Source organism: Streptomyces sp. NPDC043908, from assembly GCF_056435525.1.
On sequence record NZ_JBWKEI010000015.1, the window covers coordinates 1 to 17,441 of the forward strand.

A 17,441-nucleotide genomic window follows, 5' to 3' on the forward strand; every position below is an offset into this window, starting at 1 on the left:
GCGCGCGGTCTGCTCCGCAGACACGACGCGCCGCCGCTACGCGGCGGAAACAAGAATTGCTCCGCAATTCTGCATTCCGGCTCCGCCGAAATATTCGCCCAACTCCGTTGGCCCGGGGCCGGATCGCTCCGCGATCCGGCCCGAATTGAATTCGCTCCGCGAATTCAATTGGTCTGGCTAGGGGGTGGGGGTAGGCCGGTTTTTCGACTTCCGTATTCTGAGGATTCGTCAATTTCCGGTCTGGGATACCGCATTCACCTCCCCGGACCATCCCCTATTGAATTGAGACCCCACCGTGGCACACACCCGGCAAGCCCCGCAACCCCCACACTGAGGGCGGGGCGGACTAAGGCTGGAGGGGGAGCGCTCAGTCCGCTGTCCTCGTTTCTGCGGGTGTTGTCTGGGCGTAGCCCCTCTGTCAAGGCTCGTGCGCGCGCCACGGCCTGACGCCCCCTCATGTCGCCCGTACGGCACCCGCGCGACTCGCGGTCTGCCTGGCCGCCGGTCCTTCCCCCGTGGCACGCGACAGCCGGTGTGGGGTGCTTACCGGGTAAGCACCCCACCAGACGCCCGCTGGACGGGCGGCACAGCGCGGCCGCCAGCCGACGCGCGACAGTAAGGTCGACGCCCCGAAACAGGCCGCCTTAATCCGTCGCTGACACGCCCCGTTCACAAGCAGGGCAAGCCTTACCGTGCCACCTGCGTTCAGGCCTCGGCAACGGCCCCGAGAAGACATCACGCTTCCAGAACGACGTGTCAGGCTACGGGCACATTAACCACTGTGACTTCAGGCACGGCGACGACTTCGTCGAGATCTCCGTGGACCAGGACACCGAACACACGGCATCCGCAGCCGCGTTTCAGTCGCTCTATCAACCAAGAAGAACCGCCGCAGGTGACGAGGCATTGCAGGTAACAAGTCTAGGACCACCTACTGGAGCGATGCTCACGGCGAACGACACACTCAATCTGGAGGTCGTCGTCTACAGCCAGGACTCCTGGCTGCTGAGGGTGCAGGTGGTGCGACACTTCCTGCCCAACGACGGGCATCTGCTGCCCGAAGCGCGAAGCTTGCTGGCTGCCGCGCTCACCCGTTACGGCAAGGTCTCCTAGCCCCGAGCGAGCCATTCCGGGCATCGGCGCACAGGTCGGCGGCGCCGTCCATGGCCCGTGGCCCAGTGTGGTGGCGGTGCGGGTGAGCAGGGTCAGGGAGTCGTCCGGATCCAGGATGTCCAGGCGTAAGGCAGTGGTGGCGTCGGGTGGGCGGCGTCGTCCTGGGCGACGCGGGCGCGGCCCGGGTGCGCGCTGCTCTTGGGGGCGGGGCCGGCTACCGGGGCGAGCCGCTACCAGGTGCCCGCGCTGACGCGCGTGAGGATGACGGTGGCGAAGTGTTCTCGGGCGGCCGGGGCGAGGCTGCCGGCGGCGCGGCCGTTATAGAGGACGTGGATGCGGGCCTGGCGTCCCGCGTGCAGGCCGTCCTCGAGCAGTGATGGCCGGGGACTTCTTCCGGTCGTCCTTCTGCCGGAAGGCCTCCCAGTAGCGGGCGAGGTGCCGCATGGTGTCGTCGGCCCGGTCGAGGACGACTATCGGGCGGGGCGCGTCGTCGACGGCGCTGTCGAGGTGGAGGCGGCGATGGAGTTCGGCGGCGAGGCCGACCAGGGCGTTGTGGATTCCGGCGACGCTGCCGCGGTGCGTCACCGTTGGCAGGTCCTTGGTCCAGAGGTGAGCGACCAGGGGGCCGTCGAGGACCAGGGCATGGGCGCCCTGGTGGAGGAACTGGGCGGCTGAGGGTGCGCAGGATCGTGGTGCTGTCGTTGCAGGTGCCGGTGCCGGTGGCGGTGCAAACGAGGATGTGTGGCGTGTGGTCTACGTTGACGGCGGTAGCCGTTCCGTCGGTGCCGATGCCGATGAGTGCGTCGTCCCTGGCGGCATCGGTGGTACCGGCTCGGCTCTCGGGAGGGGCCATGGCCTTCAACTGATCCTGTCCCTAAGGGTGTTGACGGACCGTCTGCGAGGTGGGCGCGGCGAGGTCGACGACCGCCCACAGGCGGGTACCGTCGGGGGCCCGGTCAGTGCCGCACGCCGCGACCGAGGGAGAGCTGGCCACCGCGGTCAAGGACGGCTCCGCGCTGGTGACGGGGGTGTGGTGGTGGCTGAGGACGAGGATGCAGGCGCGATCACCCTCGTCGGCCAGGTGCACGCTGATACGCCGGCCCTCATCCGCCACCGCCGGAGCGATCAGAGCGGCCACCACCCCTCGCACCGCCGCCTCCTCGGGGCGATATCCCCAGGCATGCAGCTGTTCGATGATGCGGCGCTGGGCGGTGGAGGCAGTCCACGGAGCAGATTCCAGCGGCCAGTTCACACACCGGCGGTTCGCCAGCCGCACCCGCGCCCGCGCGTCCTGCAGCAGCGGGATGGTGCTGGGCTCGGGCGGGAAGGGGGACGGCGGCTTCTTCGGCGGTGTCGGGGTCTTGGGGGGATAGTCCGGTCGGTGCTCCAGCGCCGCATCCGGGGAGGTCTCGAACATGCGTTGCTCCTCCTCGCGTACAGCACGAGCCGCTGCCGACTCCCGTGCAGCCCATGCTAGGGGTCACTCTGGCGGGCCGTCAGCGCCTTCCGACGAGTTGGAGATCCTCTCTTTGCCTTGGTCTGGTATCGCAAGCAAAGCACAAGGGGGAGGAACTTCGACTCGTTGTGCGGAGTTGTACGGGGGAAAGCGTCTTCGCGGGGCGCCGCTTCGTCATCTGGGTACGGCGGTGGACCGCTCAGCGATCGGCCGCCCGGGGTCCGTCGGCCGGCCAGCATCCCGTGCCAATGATGTGTTTCACGAGCCTGAAGGGTACCCGGATGGGAACAGTGTTCCCATCCGGGTACTCGTCGTCTTGCCCGTTCGCGAGGACGAACCCGCCGCTCGACCCCAGAGCCCCGGGGTCCACCGCGTGCTCGCCGGAATCGTTCTCTTCGTCGAAGAGCATCACCATCGCGCGCTGGGTATTGGTCACGACGGCCAGCGGCCGTCCCGACGAACTGGTCAGCCATGTCTCAAGCTGTCCGCTGTCGATCCTTGACCGAAGAGCTTCCAGCACCTGCTCGCACGACACAGGGGTAGGGCAGTGGCCATTGATCACCCAGGACTCGGTCACATGCACGACGATCTCACGGACGGGATCCGAGGAATTGTCGATTCCTGTGGACTGAGGGTCCCTGTCAGGAGTCGCTGACGCCCTGATCCTTGGTTGCGAGTAGCTGGCGGAGCCGTCGAATCTCGGCGGCCAGACGTGGAATGTTCTGGCGGGCGCCAGCGATGAACTGGGCGTTCTCGTCCCACCGTTCATCGGCGACATCGACATAGCGAGCTTGCTGGATGAGAGTGGCAGCGACGATCTCGTGCTGGTCGAAGTCCGGCCAGCGTTCACCAAGCCCGGTGTCGGGAACGGTGCTGACGGCGACCAGGCTCATGGCGAAGTCGTCGTCGAGCTGACGGACATACCAGGGACCCGGGGTCGCTGCGTTCGCCACATCCTCGATCTCGGCAAGCTCTTTGTCGGTCATCGATTCGGGGGTGTCCATCAGGCGGCGAGCTCCTCGTGTTCGACCAGGCGGCCCTTGCTGAAATACGCACCGGCGCGGACGAGCGGGACAAGGTGGGCGCCGTGACGGCCCGCCAGCGGGCCTGAGCCGACTCGACGAGCCTAAAACCATGGCGAGCTCTGCGGCGCGCGGGATCCGGCGCCCTTGGTGACCTTCAGCCTGCTGGCTGGCCCCATAGGCCCGCTGTTCCATGCTGGCCTATGGCTCCCACCTAATGGGCGCCCTTCGCGACGGCCACAGCCGCGCTCCTGGCGGCCGCAGTTGCCTATGCGCCGCCCGTCGGCCCGCGCGGCACATGGCGATCTAGATCGGCACAGTGACAGTACGACCGCCCCTACAATGCAGCAGGCAGTCGCAGTTCAATCCAACCCACGCCTACCGATCACGGCCGGAGAGCGACATTCCCGTCAAACATAGAGATTATTCATCACACAATTCTGCCTTGGCTACCGAAATAGCCCATTCGATAAACTCATCACCCGGACTATCCCCCCCCAGCAAGTCGACCAAATACTCACTCTTGAGAACCTTACGAATGTGCACCATCTCACCCTTCCCTCCAGGTGTAAGGTCCCAAAATTCCACAACCGAATCTTCACTCCCTGGAACACCGTCACTCAGCACCACAGCTTCGATCAACGAACCGCAATATCGATAGAATCCCATAACTCAGTCCTCCTGGGCAAATTTCCCAAAAATATAGATCGGTGGCCCACCGCATACGGGTGGGCCACCACGAACGTGACTCTAATCCCTGAAGGAGTGCAGCTGCCAATCTCCGCTGCCACCAGGCTGCCTAAACTGGACGCCCCCCCATGGCACATGGTACTCGAGGAGATTCTCACCAGACTTACTGGTGTACCGCTGCACTGCTACCCGCGGATCCCTGAGAATTTTCTCTAGAGTCTCTTGCCCAAGCTCACTCCAGGTCCAGGGGTTTTGCTTACCTGTAGGCTTTGGCCATTGCCCATTATTCGTTGCGCGGCTCGCATGCTTCTTAAGCTCGTGACCTGCGCGCGTATAGTTGTTCTTGTCTTCTGCTTTGCCCAACGCCAAGAGGTCATCAACTTCTGGAAGACCACTCACTGACGCAGGGGGAATTTTCCGTGAACCCTTAGCCGCCTTCTCAGCACCCCCCTTCAGCAACTTTTCACCGAGATGCCTAAGTGACCCTGCCGCACTGAAGAAGCCGGCTAGTTCAGCAAGAGCGTCACCTGCATCGAACGCCTTGGTGTTCTTATCCACACCGTGCTTGGTGACAAAGTCGTCGTATTGCTCCGTGCCGCCGCCGCAGTCTTCGACGTAGCAGTACGGGTTGACCTTGGTGAGGGCTTCGCCGGCAGCAGCAATGTTGTGCCCGATTCCCCCGAGGAAGTCCTTGAAGCTTCCTTGCGGGCGCGGGTCGAGGGGTTCGTAATGGCAGTTGGGCTTGTAGGCGGGGTATGTGGCACTGCAGTCGGTGCCTCCGCCGCCGCCGCCAACATAGTTGCCAGAACCTCCGCCCATCCACGGGCCGCCGCCACCGCCACCACCGCCACCACCGCCACCGCCACCGCCACCGCCGCCACCTGTAACAACCTGGATGGTTATTACAGCAACGATGGTGATAAGGACGTATTCGATACCGAGGAACTTCCCACTGGGATCAGCGAATGAGACGGGATTGTTATTGCTGTACGCGTACCCGTTGATCTGCTGTGGGTCTTTGAGGTCCGCGATGGAGTCGGCGCTGATGAAGCGTCCGGTGGTGGGGTCGTAATCGCGAGCGCCGAGGTGCGTGAGGCCGGTCGGGTCTTGGGTTCCGCCGACGAAGCCCTTGTCGCCTGTCCAGGTGGTGGACTGGGTGCCGCGCGCTTCGCCGAAGGGCTGGGTCTGGCGCCGGGTGACTGTTTGGGTGGTGGCGTCGATCTGGAGGTTGGCGGTGCCGTTATGGTCAGTGCACATCCAGGTCAGGGACTTGGGGGTGCGCATGGCGACGGTCTGGCCGCCGTGGCTGTAGTAGCGGGTGGCTTGGACCGCACTGGTGGCTTTGTCGAGGCGGAGTTCGGTTTCGCCGAGGTAGAGGGTAGTGCCGGTGGTGTCGCGGCGGATGAGCCGGTTGCCATCGGCGTCGTTGAGGAAGCTGGTCTGGGTGTTGTCAGCTTCCGTGACCTTAATGAGTTGGTCTTGTTCGTCCCAGGTCAGGTTCTGGGTTTTGGTTCCGATGGTGCGGGTGGTGGTGTTGCCGGCTTCGTCGTAGCTGTAGCTCGTCGTGGGACGGCTGGCGTTGGCCGGGGCGGTCGTGGTACTTGACAGCAGGTGCGGGCGGGGCGTGTCGCCGGTCTTGGCGTCGTAGCCGTAGGTGGTGGTGGCCGGTCCGCCTTGGGCGAGGTAGTCCGTGGCGGTCTTGCGGTTACCGGCGCTGTCGTAGGTGAAGGACTTCCAGTACGGGGCGATCCCGCCGACGTTGCCACTGGTCGGGGTGGTGTCGCAGTCGGTGGTGGCGGTCCAGGCGCTCTTGAGGCGTCGGTGGCCGTCGTAAGTGAAGCACTGCTTGTCACCGGGGGTGGTGGAGCGGTCTTCGACCTGGATGGGGTTTCCGGCGCTGTCGTAGCGGTAGTAGGTGTCGGCGTCAGTGCCGCTGTGGGATTCGGAGACGACTGTCTGGCGTGCCAGGCGCTTGGTGCCGTCTTCGAAGCTGTTGTTGATCTCGGTCCACTTGGCAGTGGAGGAGACGCCGAGGGTGGTGCGGATCCTTTCACCGGTGGGCAGGTAGTCGGTGCCGCGGACGATGCCGGTGATGCCCTGGAGGGTTTCGGGCTGGCGCTGGGCGTTGTAGCCGTAGGTCAAGGTCTCGGCCGGCAGTCCGCCCATGGCGGGGATGACGCGCTGCTGGAGGGTGCCGTCGAGGTTGTAGAGGTTGTTGATGGTGTAGATGCCGGTGCCGGCGAGTGCGCCTTCGCTGGTGCTGATCGTGTACTGCTGCTTGAGGGTGCGGTACAGCTTGTCGTAGGCGGCGTTGGTGACGGCGTAGACCTTGCCGTTTTTGCCTCCGTCGTAGCGTATGGCCGACGTCGGCCGGCCCAGGGCGACGGTGTCGTAGCTCCAGCGCGCCAGGTACTTGCTGTCGTCAATGGCGGGCTTGCCACCGACAACGGGAATGCGGTCAGTCAGCTTTCCGGTGGGGCGGCCGAGCGCGTCGTATGTGTAGCTGAGTATCTTGCCGCGGGGGTCCTGGGTGACGCTGATCTGGTCGAGGTTGTTGTATTCGGTCCTGGTGGTGCCTGCGTCCGGGTCGGTGGCTGCGGTCTTGCGGCCGAGGAAGTCGTACGCGTAGCTCCAGGTGTTGCCGTCAGTGTCCTTGACCTGGGTGAGTTGGTCGGACTTGTCGTAGCCGTAGGTGAGCTTGGTGTAGGCGCCGGTGGCCTTGTTGCCGTCGTACTCCCGCTTCTCCACCAGTCGGCCTCGGGCGTCAGCCTCCTCGCGGATGGCGGAGGCTCCGTTCGGGCCTTCCACGGTTGTGGCGTTGCCGTCGTAGGTGCTGGTGGTGCGGGTGAACTCCTTGCCGAGGACCAATGTGATCTCGGCGGTGGGACGGCCTGCGCCGTCGTACACCTTCTGGACACCGGACGGAGCGGCAGTCAACAGCGTGGCAAGTGTGCCGCTGGGGGCTGTGGTGTCGGTGTAGTCGCCTGCGGTTTCTACTTCCAGTCCGCGGGTGTCGTACTTCGTCGTGGTGATCACCCGGCCGGCGCCGACGGCGGCCGGGGCCTGCGTCTGACGCGGACGCAGCAGCGCGTCGTAGATCGCGTAGGAGGTTTTGTAGGTCTTGCCGTCGTTGTTGAGGGACTTGGTGGCGACCCAGGATGCCTGGTCGCGCTGGACGGTGTACTCGAATTTGCTGCTCGGGATCTGTCCGGCGGACCGGTCGCGGTCGGCGAGCCATACGTCAGTGAGGCGGCCGAGGCCGTCGTAGGCCATTTCGGTGCGCCGGCCGTTGGGGTCCGTGCTGGACCGGTTGACGCCCCAGTCGGGCTGGATCTCGGTGGTGACAGTGTGGCCGAGCGCGTTGCTTTCCTTGGTCGCGGTCAAGGGACCGCCTGCAGCGGGGGTGTACTCGGTGTGCTTGACGTGGGTGCCGGTGGTGTCGTACTGGTCGGTCAGCCGGCCCAGGATGTCGAACTTGGCGGTGGTCACCGTCTGCAGGTCGGCTGTGCCGGCCGTGTAGCCGACGACCCGCTGGGTAGCGGTGACATCGCCACGAGTCGGAGCAGTGCCCCACGGCTGGTCGTCATAGGACGTGCGGGCGTCGGAAACGACGTCGGTTGTCTTCGGATCGCCCGTGCGGTTGGGCGCGGTAGTGCAGGCGACGGAGACCTGCTCGACCCGCTTGGGGTAGGAGAGCATCCACGTCTTGGAGTCGCTGGCGTATTCGGTGCGGGTGCAGTCGGTCCTGCCCGCGCCCTCGGTCTGCACGCTCAGCGGCAGGCCGTTGGTCTCGTCGTACGTGGTGAGCGTGGACGAGGTCAGGTTCCCGCCGGGGGCGGGGGTGCGCTTTGTTTCCTTCGCGGTGCGGACGATGTAGGCGCGCACGGTGCCGTATGCGTGGGGGGCCGTGGCCGTGTTCTTGGACCACGGGGTAGTTATGGAGCCACTGACCTCCCCGCCGTCGGTGCCGTTGTAGGTGATCTGCTCGCGGGCCTGGCCGGCGAACTCTTCTGCGTCGGTGACCTCCGTGCCCTGAGAGTCGGTGAGCGTGGCCTTGCGGGTGGTGCCGTCGGCCTGCTTGTCGCCGTTCATGCCGCGGTAGTAGAGGCTGACGCTCTTGCTGCGGGTACCGGCGGCTTCGCCGCTGGTGGTGGTGACCTTCTGGTAGCCGCGCCAGATGCCCCAGGTGCGGTACTTGTCCTTCGTGATCGGGGACTGGTCGTCGTACGCCCAGGCGCCGCCGTCGTGGTAGGTGTAGTCGGTCTGCTTGAGTGGGGCGCCGCCGGTCGGGTCGGACTCGGTGACCTGGGTGACGACGTACTTGTGGAACCAGTCGGTGCGCGGCTTGGGGTCCTCACCGGGGGTGGGGTTGGTCGGTGGAATCCACTTGACCGGGTAGCAGCGCTTGGTGTTCTTGTCCAGGTCGGAGGGAATGTTGCTGCTCGCGATGCACTCCGGGGCGGAGTAGTTGGCCGTCAGTACCGAACCGGTCTCGGAGGTGACGGTGCGTACCCGCCATTTGATGTAGGGCGGGATGTCGTCGCCGGTCTTGTCGACGCGGTTGTGCAGCTGGATGCCGGTGAACGTCACCGGCGGCAGGGTGACCTGGCTTCCGGAGACGCCGCTGTGCTGGATGGACTTCAGCCACAGGCCCGGGTTGGATCCGTCTCCCGGGTCGGGGAACTGGTGTTCCAGTGCCCAGGTGTTGACGTCGCGGTAGTCGGTGTCCGCACCGGTTCCCGTGCTCTTGTAGACCTGGGTGGTGATTGCCGTCAGGCGCTTGCGGGAGAAGAAGGACGGGGATGCCTGGTCGGTGCAGACGGTGTCCTTTTTGCAGATCTGATCGAAGGGCACGTCCGGCCAGGCGGACCGGTTCCCTTCGCCCAGGCTGTCGCAGGTCTCCTTGCCTGGCACGGGCAGGCAGCGCTCGGTGACGGTGAACTTCACCCGGGCGGCCGCGGGCTGGGTGGTGGAGAAGATGGTGTCGGTGCGCTGACCGTAGTCGATGCGCTTGAGGTAGCCGCCGCGGGTGTATTCGGTGCCCTTGTCGGTGGTTCCGTTCTTTGCGTAGGAGTTGAGCTCCTTGTCGTACCAGTAGGTCATGACGTTGCCGTGGGGGTCGACGACGTAGTCGAGGTTCCACCGCCATGCCTGGGTTTTGGCCCGGTCGGCGAAGGTGTCGCCCGCGTCGTAGCCGGGCTCACCGGCGTCGTCACCGAAGACGGGCACGGTCCACACCGAGTTGGTTTCCGGCTTGCCCGAGGTCCAGCCGGGCAGCTTATTCTTGCCGAAGACGTACTGCGTGCCATCGGTGCCGGTGACGGTCCAGAACTCGCCGTCGTCGTCCCCGTTGGGGGCTCCGGTGCCGCGCGCCACGCGCTCGCCGTCGTCGCTCTGCAGGTGCCAGGTGCCGGTCGTCTTGTCCTTGACGAGCGTGCTGGCCTTGCCGTTCAGGACGAGGGAGGCGTTGTCTTCCTGCCAGCACCGGTCGTACTTCTTGTCCTGTCCTTCGTCGGCACAGGTGCTGTAGGAGCGCTCGATGTAGGAGGTGGGCAGGTCGAAGCCCTCGCCGATCCAGGACGGCTGAGCGCTGGTCGCCGAGGTACGGCCGTCGACGCTCTGTGCCGAATAGCTGAGAGAGAGCTTCGGCGCCGGGCCTGCGGGGGCAGGGACGGCGTCCAGGGGGTAGGACCAGGTGAAGTCGCCGTTGGAACCGCCGCCGGCCCAGGTGGCGGAGGGGGACAGGGGGGTTGCCTCATAGGTGCCCTGGTCCGAGGATGCTCCCGCAGACAAGGCCAGCACCGCGAAACTACTGCGGCCCTGCAATGCCTTGGGGGTGGTGACCTGCGATGTCACCTTCTGCTTCGTCGCACTGTTGGTGGAGGGCACTGGAGTGGCGGTGCGGCAGGCCGGCTTGTCCGGGGTGGTGAGGGCACAGGCGGGCAGTTGGACCATGCGCAGTCGTGAGGACCAGTTGCCGCTGTAGGCCTGCGCGAAGCCGCTGTAGTCGAGGCCGACGGACAGTGCGGCGGGGTCGGCCTTGCCGTCGGTGCGTCCTACGGCCAGGACCACGCCCTTGATGCCGAGTTTGGCCGTCGTGGCACGGTCCGCGATCCGCACCTCGGCCTTCGCCGGCCCGGTGTCACGTGCGGGCGCGGTAGCCAGGCTCCGTCCGCTGCTGGCCCGCAGTGCGGGCACGGTCGGACGGGACACCTCGACTGGTAGGCCAGCGGCATGCACAGGCTTCGATGCAGCGGACGAGAGGGCAACGCTGGCCTGTCCGGCTGCTGGCCAGGTGACCTTCTGCGCGGCACGCTGGCGGGTTTTGGCATCTGCCTGGCGGGTTGGATCGGCCAGGCTCCTTGCTCGGCTTTCAAAGGGCTTGGCCTTGCCGAACTTCGCCTTTGGTAGCGCACTGGGGTCACGTTCAGCCGACTGGGCTGGGGCTATCCCCAGCAAGGTGGTGACAAGGGCTGTGGTCACGGGGAGGGCGACGGCCGCCATGCGGCGGCGACTTGCCCTGCTCCATGCCCACGAGCGCAGCACGGATGGTGTGCCGGACACGGGGATTCTCCGCATTCTGAAGGGCGGGGTGTGCACGATGGGCACACCCCGCTGGGGTGAATGATTAGGTGTCGAGTGGTCTGGGAAAGGTCAGCCGATTTCGATCGGCGGCTCGTCCGTAAGTGCGAGCTGGGTGATCTCCGCGTCGGACAGGATGCCGGCGTAGACGCGCATGTCGTCGAGCTGGCCGGACATCAGATTGCCCAGCGTGGCGTTGCCCTGCTGGTGCCCACGTCCGAGGTTAATCGGTCCGGTGGGCTGCAGGACGCCCTTGATGAAGGGAGTACCGGTGACGCCTTCTTCGTCGCCTTGGCGCTGGCCCGTCAGGTAGAGCTTGACCGAACGCTTGGTGGAGTCGTACACGCCGACGGCGTGGACCCATCCCGCCGGCCGGGTGACTTCGCTGGAGCTCGCGGTGGCACCGGCGCTGTCCGTACTGTCAAGAGAGCGGTATCCAAAGTTCCAGCGGCCGGTCTCCTGGCCCGCTGCCTGCTGATACCACAGGCGGAACGCGTCCTGCTGGGCTGCCGGGTGGGAGATCACCGTCGGAGAGTGCTCCGCACTGGTGTCGTCCAGGGTCGGGTAGTGCGCCAGGTTCACCCAGCCAGCGACCGTAAAACTGCCGTTGTTGTCCAGGGCTACTGGCGCGGTGGCGTATGACTCCAGCGTGTCGTCCAAGGTGAGGACATTGCCGTGCCCGTAGTCACCGGTCGACTCGAATACGGAGCCGCCTTCGAGCGTGAGGGTGTTCCCGTTGCCACTGCTGTCGGAGGCAGACCTGCCTGAGGTCTCGTCGAGTCCCCACTGCGCGAGAAGGCCCGCGCGCGGGAGACCGGTGTTGGGGTCCTCCGCATGTACCAGGGAGGACAGCTCGTCCCGGAAGACAACACGGTTCCATGCCCGCACGTCGTCGACATCGGCAGACAGTTGCGTGGTCCCCTCCCAGCGGCCGATCTCAAAGGGCCCCTTCGCTGCCCATACTGCGCTGGAGCCCGTCGTCTGCTGCGGACGGCCGTTGACGTACAGCTGAATCGTCTTGTTCTGCGCGTCGTAGACACCGAGCAGATGGGTCCAGGCGCCCACGACCGGCGAGTGCTGGCCCACAGCGCGAGCGACTTCGCTTCCCTGCGCATCGGCACTGGACCGGTTGAAGATCCAGCGGTCGTAGCCGGGCGAGTAATACAGGGCGAACGCTCCGGTGGCGCTGCCTCGCTGGCTCAGCACCACACTCTGGCCGGTCTTGTTGTTCAAACGCGCCCAGGCACTCACGGAGAAGCTGCGTGCGGTATCCACCACCGGTCCGGGCGTGGCTGCCGAGACGGTACCCATGCCCTTGAGGGCGGCGCCCACTCGACCCTTCGGGGTCCAGGACGGCTGGCTCAAAGTCAGGGAACTGCTGGCGTCGGCGCTGTTGGCCGCAGTGGTACCGGAGTTCTCATCCAGCGTCCACTGGCCGACGTTCGGTGCTCCTGGCCCGGCTTTGAAGAGGTAGTCGCGGGCAGCGCTGGCGTTGCCGGCCGCGTCATATGTCTGCACGCGCAGCGTGTTCGTCATCCGCTTGTCCGGAGCAATCTGCCGCTCGTAGGTCGGGGTGTTGACGGAGAACTGCTTGCTCTCCAGAGGCAGGCCGTTCAGGAAGATGTCGTACCGCCGGACATCCGAAGCCCCTGCGCTGATCTTGAAGGTACCGGGGGACCCTACTCCTCCAGCTTCCGCAGAGGTGTCACACGTCGTCCCCGCGCATTCGGGATACTGCTGGGACGTCACGGTGGGCATGGGTGGCGCGCTTGTGTCGACGGTGAAGTAGCAGGAAGGCGAATCCCGGCTGTACAGGGAGTAGGACTTGCCCTTCCATGAGTACTGGTACTCGGTCCGGGCCAGGAAGCGGTAGGTCTTGCCGCTGGTCAACGTGGGTGTTGGAGTCGATCCGGCCGTTCCGCTGGCCGTCCAGGTGCCGGGCTGGGCGATGTTGAGCTTGGTGCTGCCGTCCCACAGCTCGAAGTTCGGCCGCAACATGCTGTTGCCGCCGTCGCCGCCCGTGGGCGTGGCCGTCAGGCGGGCGGAGGTGGTGCGGATCATCGCGGGACTGGAAGCTGCCGAGCACGCGAGGTTCGGGTCGGACAGCTTCACATACGACGGCGCTTCCCCCGGAGGGGTTACGTAGGTGACGGACAAGCGCGGCTTGCGGTCACTGGTCGCCCGGTCGTCGGTGGGTGACATGAACTGCTTCCACGCATACGGATCCTTGTCGCTGGCCGCCAGTGCGAGGGTCGTCGTCGACGACTTGGCCCCCGCCGTGTCGGTGACCGCCGAGGTCGCATCGAACTCCACGTCACCGTCACGGCAGTCGGCGGAGAACCCCTTGGCTGCGGACACGGTCTTCACGTACTTCCACGACAGCCGGGAGTTCCACGTCGTCGATGCGGAGATCGGGCTGGTGCGGTAGAGAGTGACGTCTTTCTTGTCGCAGTTCGCCGACCAGATCTCATAAGCCGTGAATGTGGCATCCACGATCTTCTTGCCCACCACACGGCGGGTGTCGAACTGGAAGAGCGATTTGGACTGCTTGTTGTCCACCCAGGCGTCGTAGCCCACACCCAGCGCATGGGAGGTCTTCCAGAACGAGGTGTTCGGAGAATTCGACCAGATCGACGTCCATCCCGTCAGCGTCGCGCTGACGGCCGGCGGATCGATCACCACTGGATAGGAGGTCTGAGCGGATGCCAGGAACTTCTGGTCGGGGGCGACCGAGAGAGCTCCGTTACTCAGCGAGACGGTCGCCAGCGCCGTACGGGCCCCCGGCTCGGGGACCACTGGACTACCGTTTCCGACAGCAGCCGCGTGCACGACCGGCTTCACTGCGGAGCGGAGTGCCGGCGCAGCAGCGGCTCCGGTTGCCGAGTCCCACATCAGTGCGGCACTGCTGGAGAACACCGGGTGGCCAGCGCGGTCGACCAGCGACACACTGCCGCCAGAAGAGGTCCTGACCGTCAAGCCGGTGGTCTTGACCGGGAACCGGACCGACTTCAATGCCGGATCGGCCGCCGCCTCACGGGAGCGCAGGACGAGGTTCTGCGTGAACCCGTCGGGGCGCACCTGGACCACCAGATCGACGCCGGGCCGCACCGACTCGTAAACCGCCAGCGAACCCGTGACCCTGGGCTTGGGCAGCGACCAGGGTGCTCCCAGTTCATACGTCTTGCCGTCCCGCGTGATCTTTGCCAGCGGATCGGCCGCACCTCCCCCGGACAGCACAACGTCCTGCGCCGCCTTCGGGACGATCCTGCCGTCGGAACGCTGAGTCAGCGTCGTATCGATCGCTACCCACGAACCGTTCTTGCGCACCCGCTCCGCGACCGGCGAAGACTCCATGGTGAACGTGCCGTCGCTATTGGCGAGCACCCGGCTCGACTCATTCGTCAGCCCTGACACCTCCACACGGCGTCCCTCGGCCACGGCCCGCTGCGACGCCTTCTGCTCCGCAGAAGGCGTAGGCAGCTTGTCGTTCTGCCAGAAAGCCTTCTTCGGCTCGTCCTCCTCGCCGGAGGTACCGGCGGGATCCCGCTCTGCAGCGGCCGCCGCTACCGCAGCATGATTCCCGCTCAGCGGCCCGGCAGACAGACCCACTGCTGCGAGCAGCACCGCTACAACCGTGGCCCTTCCCCGCGCCGCTCCCCCACGACGCCTACATCTCTTCACTGCACAGAACTCACAATCTGAAAATTTGATGAAGATCGAGAGGAGACCTTACCTCTCACTTACTTCGCCGACTAGGCCTTTAAGGGCCTGAAATCAGCCAGAACTTGCCTATATCCTTGCAACCTGGAGCAAACTAACTGCGGCGCAACGGAGTTGACGTTGCGTCAGCCCCGCCGGGAGATACATCGAGAGACACTGAAAAGACTCCGGCAGCAGGGTCGCTGCAGGACAGGTGCCCAGCAGCGCGGCTACCGGCAGACGCCCGAGCAGCACTTCCGAGCCCAGAGCCACGTTCCTCATCAGCTGCGTCTCCGGGCACAGTCGAGCAAGCCGGCCCTCCGGCTAGGTCACCAACCAGACGGCGATGGTGGTCTCATACGGCTGATCATGCACGACACCACTGACAATGCCCCCCGTCGAAGCAACGGGCGGCGCGGAGGCCGTGGTCAGGCCCAGAGAGAAAGCGGCTCACGGCCCAAGGCTGCATAGATGGTGGACACCAGCCGGTTCCAACGCCCCGACCTTCCACGACAAGGGCTGAGCCTCGGCCGTATATCGCCCCCGACCACCACACGTGGCCAGGACGGGAGGCGCTGCGGTGAGCGTCAGGAGCACGATGCGGGATGTGGTCTAACGGGTGCTGCGCCAGCCGGACAGCCAGGTGATGAAAGATCCGCCCGGCGAAGTCGTACGACTCTGACATGCCGGGGGCGGGTGGTCACGGCCCGCGCAACCGCGGGGCCGTGACCGTGACGGACGACCAGACCCCGGCACCGGAGCCCCTACCTGGTAGAGCCCCCCATGTCCCCGGTTTCTGGCCGACGCCGATACCGGCGTCCACGCTGAAAGCGTGCGGTGCCACGCCACAGGGCTCAGTCCGGCCGAAATCGGCGGCCAGGCGGCGCGCCTGCCACGTGGTGCGCGGGGCAAGGGCCCACCGCAAGAGCGAGAAGCGAACGCGGCCGGTGCCGACTGTCATCCGGGCCGCCCCGTCGGGCAGGTCCTCGGGGGCGGTGCCTGGGTGGTTCGGAGCGGTCACGATCGCGAGTCTGGCGACGGCCACGGCGCTGGGGCGGCCGCCGGGCCGGGGCCACTGCTGGCCTCGGGTTGACGCCCGCGCACCGACGGCGCCCCCTGGGGGTGCGGGGGGCGATGCCTGGCTAGGCACTCTTCGGTTTGCGCCCGGCTGTTTTCTTCGTAGCCGTCTTCTTCGAGGCCATAGCTGCCTTGCCCGGAGCCTGCTTCATGGCGGCGACATTCCTTGTCGTGCGCTTTGCGGGGAGCTCGTGGACGCTGGCGTCTTCACCCGTCTCGCCGCGGCTGGCCTTACGAGTTGGTGCGTGACCTCTCGGTGACATCTACGTGGTAACCGACAACCTGTCCTCCCACAACAGCCTGTCCACCCGGACCTGGCTGGAGGGCCACCCCAGGATCCGGCACGTCTTCATTCCTGTCGGCGCCTGCTGGCTCAACCTCCAGGAAGGCTGGTGGCGCATCTTCCGCAAGGCCGCCCTCGCCGGCCAGTCCTTCGCCGGACCACCCGAGATCGACCAAGCCACCCGCCTCGCAACAGCCCAGCTCAACACCCGAGCCCGGCCCTGGGTATGGGGGCGACCCGCACCATCAACTCGCCTCTTACGCCGACGATATGTGTACCTCCTTTGAGCAATCCAGCACTAGTGGGGTCTGGCAGTGCCGTGGTTGGGGCGGTGGAGGGGTTGGAGGGGCCCCCACCATCGACCAGCGGCTGGAACGAAGAGGGATCAAGCTCATAGCCCCACCCCAGCGATACAGACGACTGTGCAGTGCCGATCGTCACCCTGAAGCGCAAAGGTCAGTGACGCCGTGCGCCGGGAGCAGGCTACCCGTTGGTTCGAAGGCGCCCGCCGCGCCGAACACCGTGTCCAGGGAGTCGACGGCCGCGGCTCCGCAGGGGACGATGTCCCGATCACGCTTCGGACTCGAGGGGCTTCAGTATCGCCGTGAACTCCTCCAGGAACGCCTGGCGGGAGGTCACCGGCCCCGCGGGGCGGATCACGAACTTCGACAGGCCCGCGTCGATGTAACGGCGCAGCTGGGCCCGGGCGTCGGACCAGCCCCAGCACAGCAGGGTGCGGGGGTCGGGCACATCGGGGCGGTCCTGGCGGAGGCGGGTCAGCAGGGCGTCCACAGCAGCGCTGTCGGTGTCGGGCTGGACGACCGTCAGGTACATACCGTAGTGGTCTTCGTCGATCGTCCGGTTCGCGCGTTCGGCGGCGAGGACAATGCGGGCACGGCACGCTTCGGCCTCCCGCGGACCGATGTTGCTGCCGAGCCAGCCGTCGCCGAGACGGCCGATCCGGTCCAGGGCCACGGGTACCCGGCCGCTCAGCCACAGGTCCAGCGCTCTCGTGGGCCGTGGGACCGATGCCTCCTCCAGGTGGAAGAACTGGCCGTGGTGGGTGACGACCCGCTGTGTCAGCAGCGCCCGCACCACCTTCAGTGCCTCTTCGAACACCGCGGCCCGGCGCCCGGTCGGCACGGGGTACATCGTCCGGTCGGGGTGCCGGGCGGGGCGGATCCCGAAGACGGGCAGGACGCGGCCCGGCGCGAGGGCCGTCAGGCTCGCCAGCTGTGCCGCGACCAGGGCCGGGTTGCGTCCGGGCAGGACCAGCACGCCCATGCCGAGCTTGAGCCGTGTGGTGACAGCGGCCGCGTGGGCGACGGCAACCAAGGGGTCGAGCGTGTCGGGGGCGGAGACCAGGTCCGAGAACCACACCGAGTCGATGCCGTGTGCCTCCACGTCCGCCACCAGGGCGCCCAGGTCGGGACGGTCCGACCGCGCGGCACGCTCGGGCACGCTGCCCACACCGATGCGGACCTTCATCGCGGCACCCCGGCCTCGGATCCCGCCGCCG

11 protein-coding genes are annotated in these 17,441 nt (G+C 66.2%); 3 read left to right on the forward strand and 8 right to left on the reverse strand.

Annotation, left to right across the window (positions count from 1 at the left end):
• Together AC069K_RS28350 and AC069K_RS28355 are read left to right on the forward strand one after the other, a co-directional pair.
• The coding region (locus AC069K_RS28350) for a hypothetical protein (RefSeq protein WP_478621116.1) at positions 1–181 on the forward strand (181 nt) is incomplete at its 5' end.
• Between the two features lie 638 nt (positions 182–819).
• Positions 820–1,113, forward strand: a complete 294-nt coding sequence (locus AC069K_RS28355; RefSeq protein ID WP_478621118.1) for a hypothetical protein — start codon at positions 820–822, stop codon at positions 1,111–1,113.
• Positions 1,114–1,431: 318 nt separating this feature from the next.
• On the opposite strand, the gene AC069K_RS28360 is transcribed toward AC069K_RS28355, so the two are convergent.
• The 7 genes from AC069K_RS28360 to AC069K_RS28390 form a co-directional block, all read right to left on the reverse strand.
• Positions 1,432–1,698 carry a hypothetical protein gene (locus AC069K_RS28360; RefSeq protein ID WP_478621120.1) on the reverse strand — a complete coding sequence of 89 codons (267 nt, stop codon included), beginning with the start codon at positions 1,696–1,698 and terminating at the stop codon, positions 1,432–1,434.
• A gap of 289 nt (positions 1,699–1,987) precedes the next feature.
• Complete coding sequence (locus AC069K_RS28365) at positions 1,988–2,530, reverse strand: hypothetical protein (RefSeq protein WP_478621122.1); 543 nt, start codon at positions 2,528–2,530, stop codon at positions 1,988–1,990.
• A gap of 238 nt (positions 2,531–2,768) precedes the next feature.
• Positions 2,769–3,146 (reverse strand): hypothetical protein, encoded by a 378-nt coding sequence (locus AC069K_RS28370; protein WP_478621124.1) that lies wholly within the window; start codon positions 3,144–3,146, stop codon positions 2,769–2,771.
• A 64-nt stretch (positions 3,147–3,210) separates the two neighbouring features.
• Positions 3,211–3,573: a hypothetical protein gene (locus AC069K_RS28375; protein ID WP_478621126.1), complete on the reverse strand. Its 363-nt coding sequence runs from the start codon at positions 3,571–3,573 to the stop codon at positions 3,211–3,213.
• A 441-nt stretch (positions 3,574–4,014) separates the two neighbouring features.
• Positions 4,015–4,260: a hypothetical protein gene (locus AC069K_RS28380; protein ID WP_478621128.1), complete on the reverse strand. Its 246-nt coding sequence runs from the start codon at positions 4,258–4,260 to the stop codon at positions 4,015–4,017.
• Positions 4,261–4,341: 81 nt separating this feature from the next.
• A complete protein-coding gene (locus AC069K_RS28385) occupies positions 4,342–10,845 on the reverse strand; it encodes an RHS repeat-associated core domain-containing protein (RefSeq protein ID WP_478621129.1) in 6,504 nt (2,167 codons plus the stop codon).
• Between the two features lie 90 nt (positions 10,846–10,935).
• Positions 10,936–14,487 (reverse strand): LamG-like jellyroll fold domain-containing protein, encoded by a 3,552-nt coding sequence (locus AC069K_RS28390; RefSeq protein ID WP_478621131.1) that lies wholly within the window; start codon positions 14,485–14,487, stop codon positions 10,936–10,938.
• Between the two features lie 1,419 nt (positions 14,488–15,906).
• On the opposite strand from AC069K_RS28390, the gene AC069K_RS28395 reads away from it, so the two are divergent.
• The gene (locus AC069K_RS28395) at positions 15,907–16,209 is read left to right on the forward strand and encodes a hypothetical protein (protein ID WP_478621133.1); all 303 of its coding nucleotides are present in this window, start codon (positions 15,907–15,909) and stop codon (positions 16,207–16,209) included.
• 283 nt (positions 16,210–16,492) lie between these two features.
• Here AC069K_RS28395 and AC069K_RS28400 read toward each other — a convergent pair whose 3' ends face one another.
• Positions 16,493–17,410, reverse strand: a complete 918-nt coding sequence (locus AC069K_RS28400; protein WP_478621135.1) for a TIGR03854 family LLM class F420-dependent oxidoreductase — start codon at positions 17,408–17,410, stop codon at positions 16,493–16,495.
• Positions 17,411–17,441: the final 31 nt, after the last annotated feature.